We start from the raw sequence: 4,161 nt of genomic DNA, 5'->3' as shown, positions 1-4,161 counted from the left end.
TCGAGGAACATGAAATAGGCCGGCACCATGTAGTCCGGCAGCACTGCCTTGAGATCCTCACGCAGGGCCGAGCGCAAGGCTACCAGCGCGTCCTGGTCCACTGCGTCCCGCAGCACCAGGTAAGCGGCAAGCTGCCGGCCGGTTGCCGTCTCGACATCCAGTACCACTGCCTCACGCAGCGACGCATGCGCCTGCAGCTTGGCCGCAATCTCGCCCAACTCGATACGCAACCCGCGAATTTTTACCTGATGATCGATGCGTCCCAGGTATTCAAGCGTGCCATCCGACGGGTAGCGGGCCAAGTCACCCGTGCGATAGACACGGCCTCCGCCCTGCACACTGGCATCGAACGGGTCAGGCAGAAAACGTTCGGCAGTGAGTGAGGGCTGACCGAGGTAACCACGGGCGAGCGAGGCACCGGCAATGTACAACTCACCTTTGGCATAGGGCGCTGCGGCCAACATGCCATCAAGTACATACAAGCGGATATTGTCTACCGGTTGCCCAAGGGCAACGACACCTGCCGTCCCCTCGGGCTGCTCCCCCACCCGCTGGAAGGCGCTGTCGATGGTCGCTTCGGTCGGGCCATACAGGTTGACCAACTGCCCCGCCCAACCATCGCGAACCTGCCGCACCAGCTCGTGCGGCAATGCCTCTCCGCCCATCGCCAGCAAACGCACGCTGTCCATCTGTCCGCCAGCCCGCTCCACGAGCAGCGCCTGCAGCAACGAAGGCGCCATTTGCAGGACGCTGATGCTCTGGTCCCTCACCTGCGCCCAGAACCGCTGCGGCTCCAGCACCAGACCAGGCTCAGCCATGATCAACGCGGCGCCGCCCATCAGCGGCAGCCAGAACTCCCACACCGAAGCATCGAAGCTGAAGGCGGTTTTCTGCAAAACCCGATCATCAGCCTGCAGCGCGAAGGCCTCCAGCATCCAGTGCATATGGTTCGACAGCGCACCATGAGGCAAGGCCACCCCCTTCGGCCTGCCGGTGGAACCCGAGGTGTAAATGACGTAGGCCAGATGCTCGGGGCTGATCGAGGCGCATGGATCGTCCTCGCTATAGCCTTGCAGCCAGGCCTCACCCGGCTCCAGGCACACAGCCTGCACCCTCTCACCCAGTGGCAAGCCGGCTTGCAGATGCGCCTGGGTCAGCAGCAGCTCGATGCCACTGTCCTCGATCATGTAAGCCAGGCGATCCCGTGGGTACTCAGGGTCCAACGGCACATAAGCGCCACCCGCCTTGAGGATCGCCAGCAGTCCCACCACCATTTCCAGGCTACGTTCGGCCGCCACGCCTACCAGCACATCCGGGCCGACACCCAACTCGCGCAGTTTGTGCGCCAAACGGTTGGCCCTGGCATCGAGCTGTCGATAGGTCAGGGTCTGGCCGGCAATCTCCACGGCCACTGCCTCTGGTGCGCGACCGGCCTGACGTGCTATCGCAACGTGCACCGCTGGCCCGCAGCCAGCCTGCGGGCCATGCCAGGGCGCGGCAAGCTGCAGGTTCTGATGCGCGTTCAGCAGCGGCAACTCGCCAACGGCCTGGTCTGGCTGTCGGACGATGCCGTTGAGCAGTTCGCGCCAATGATCGGCCATGCGCTGGACAGTCGAGGCGTCAAACAACGCCGTCGCATAGTTCAAAGCGGCACCGATACCTTGTGCGTGCTCCACCGTTTCCAAGGTCAGATCGAACTGAGCGTTGCTCTGCGCCCACGACAAACCCTCGAGCGTCAACCCAGGCAGGCTGTGGCGCCCACCGCTGCCCTGGGTCTGGTGGTTGAACATGACCTGGAACAACGGGCTGTAGCTCAGGCTGCGCTCAGGGTGCAGCGCCTCGACCAGTTGCTCGAACGGCAGGTCCTGATGCGCCTGGGCTGCCAGTGCCGTCTGTTGCACCTGCCCCAGCAAATCGACAAAGCGCATGCGCCCATCCACCTCGGCCTTGAGCACCTGCGTGTTGACGAAGAAGCCAATCAGGCGCTCGGTCTCCACGCGGTTACGGTTGGCTATCGGCACCCCCACGCGAATATCGCCCTGCCCCGAATAACGGTGCAGCAGCGTCTGGAAGCTCGCCAGCAGCAGCATGAACAACGTCACACCCCGCGCCTTCGCCAGGCCTTTCAGCCCTTCGACAAGCTCGGCGTCCAGTGCAATCGCCACGCTCGCACCGGCATGGCTCTGCACCGCCGGCCGCGGACGGTCGGTCGGCAGTTCCAGCACCGGCTGGTCGCCTCCCAGTTGCGCCGTCCAGTACGCCAGTTGACGCGCCTGCTCACCCGCCTCCATCCACTGCCGCTGCCAGATGGCATAGTCCGCGTACTGGATTGGCAGCACCGGCAATTGCACCGCTACGCCTTGGCACTGGCCTTCATAGACGCGCACCAGCTCCTCCACCATCAGCGGCATCGACCAGCCATCGGACACGATGTGGTGCAGGGTCAGTACCAGCACATGGTCATCACCCGCCAGTTGCAACAGCTTGACCCGCAGCAGCGGCCCGTTTTCCAGGTCGAACGGCAAACCGGTCTCGGCCTCTACCTGCTGGCGGATCAACAGGTCCAGGTCTTCGCCGTCGGTAGCCAGCGGCTGCACACTCATGGCCAGCGGCAGGCTGGCATGAATCACTTGCACCGCCTGGCCATCGGCATGGGCGAATGTCGTGCGCAGGGTTTCGTGACGCGCGATCAGCGCCTCGAAACTGGCCCGCAACGCGGCCAGGTCCAGCGCGCCCTTCAGGCGCAACGCGGTGGCCATGTTGTAGGCCGCGCCCTCAGGCTCCAGCTGCCACAGGAACCACTGGCGTTGCTGGGCGTAGGACAGGCGAATCGCTTCAAACAACGACTTCACCGCCGGAATCGGCAGGTTGGCCGAAGAAATACCCTCGGCCTGCATCTTTTGCCAATACAGCCTGCGTTTTTCCAGCGGCAGCGTGACGAATCGCTTGGCGACGCTCTTCGCGGTATCCGAGTTCATTGAGCATCCTCCAGGTCTTCTGCAAACAACAGGTCAAGCCGTTTCAATTTATCTTCGAACGCCACATCATTTCCTTTGTCCAGGTGCTCGATGAATGCCCCTAGCACAGGGTTCTGGAAGAGCACCGCAGGCTCTGTTTTCAAACCGAGCGACAATTGCAGACGTGACAGCACCGAGAGTACGAGCAACGAATGGCCGCCCAGCTCGAAGAAGTCATCGCCCAGGCCCACCCGCTCGACCTGCAACACGTCCGCCCAGATCGCTGCCACCTGTTGCTCCAGCGCACTCACCGGTGCCACATAGGCCTGCTGCAACTGCCCGGCATCGGGTTGCGGCAGTGCCTTGCGGTCCAGCTTGCCGTTGCCGGTCAGCGGCCAGGCCGACAGGCACACCAGGTGCGCCGGGACCATGTAGTCCGGCAGGCTCGCCTTCAGTTGCTCGCGCACGGCCTGGCGCAGTGCCGCTTCATCCTCACCCGCCTGCTGCGGGATCAGGTAGCCCACCAGCTGCTTGCCGGTCGCACCGTCCACCGCCAGCACCACCGCTTCGCGGACCGCCTCGTGGGCCTGCAGCCTGGCCTCGATCTCACCCAGTTCGATACGGAAACCGCGCACCTTCACCTGGTGGTCGATGCGGCCCATGTACTCGATCACCCCATCCGTGCGCGAGCGCGCCAGGTCGCCGGTGCGGTACAAGCGCCCGCCACCCTGCGCACTGCTGTCGAACGGGTCTGGCACGAAGCGTTCGGCCGTCAGGGCCGGGCGCTGGTGATAACCACGCGCCAACCCGGCCTGCCCCACATGCAACTCACCGGTGCAACCCGGGGCCGCCAGGTTGAAATCCTGGTCCAGCAGGTACCACGACAGGTCCGGGATCACCTCACCGATCGGGCTGACACCCTCCAGCTCAAGATCGGCCTGGCTCAGCGGCCGGTAGGTCACATGCACGGTGGTTTCGGTAATGCCGTACATGTTCACCAGTTGCGGCTGCTGTTCACCGAAGCGCTCGAACCACGGCTTGAGGCTGCCCACATCCAGCGCCTCACCGCCAAACACCACATAGCGCAGGGCCAGTTCGCGCGGGTCGGCACACGCCACCGGCACCAGCTGGCGGAACGCCGACGGCGTCTGGTTGAGCACCGTGACCTGCTGGCGAACCAGCAGCGCGTGGAACGCTTCCGGCG

General features: G+C 64.2%; 2 protein-coding genes. Both read right to left on the bottom strand.

Annotation, left to right across the window (positions count from 1 at the left end; all coding sequences use genetic code 11):
- On the bottom strand, nucleotides 1–2,978 hold a 2,978-nt coding region (locus tag QQL85_RS26390; protein ID WP_284368785.1), incomplete at its 3' end, for an amino acid adenylation domain-containing protein.
- A partial coding sequence (locus QQL85_RS26385) for an acyl carrier protein (RefSeq protein ID WP_284368784.1) occupies nucleotides 2,975–4,161 on the bottom strand: 1,187 nt, incomplete at its 5' end. The genes QQL85_RS26390 and QQL85_RS26385, both read right to left, overlap by 4 nt.

The sequence above is a fragment of the Pseudomonas putida genome (assembly GCF_030159595.1).
GTDB lineage: Bacteria > Pseudomonadota > Gammaproteobacteria > Pseudomonadales > Pseudomonadaceae > Aquipseudomonas > Aquipseudomonas putida_AC.
Note: the sequence above shows the minus strand (reverse complement) of the source record. Positions and strands in the feature narration are given on the sequence as shown.